General features: G+C 69.4%; 1 protein-coding gene. It reads right to left on the reverse strand.

All coding sequences use genetic code 11. From position 1 onward, the window contains the following. Window positions 1-333, reverse strand: a 333-nt coding sequence (locus tag OP79_RS49275) for an ABC transporter permease (RefSeq protein WP_033329903.1), incomplete at both ends; no start/stop codon positions are given.

Below are 333 nucleotides of genomic sequence, written 5' to 3' on the forward strand. Positions count from 1 at the left end.
GAGGAGAGGAACTGGGAGATGTAGAACTCGTCGAAGCTGGTGATGAAGGAGAAGATCGCCGCCGCGATCATTCCCGGTGCGGCCAGCGGGAAGGTGATCCGCCGGGCGATCGTCAGGCGTCCGGCGCCCATGCTGGCGGCGGCGTCCTCCAGCCGCTCGTCGATCCCGCGCAGGGTGGCGATCAGGATCAGCACCGCGATCGGCGAGGCCAGCACCGTGTGGCCGAGAGCGATCGCGAGCGGGCTGCCCAGCATCGCGGCGGGCTCGAAGAGCAGGAACAGGCCCAGCGCGGTGACGATCTGCGGGATGACCAGCGGTCCCAGCACCAGGGCG

The sequence above is a fragment of the Streptomyces yerevanensis genome, from assembly GCF_000716805.1.
Taxonomy (GTDB): Bacteria; Actinomycetota; Actinomycetes; order Streptomycetales; family Streptomycetaceae; genus Streptomyces; species Streptomyces flaveus.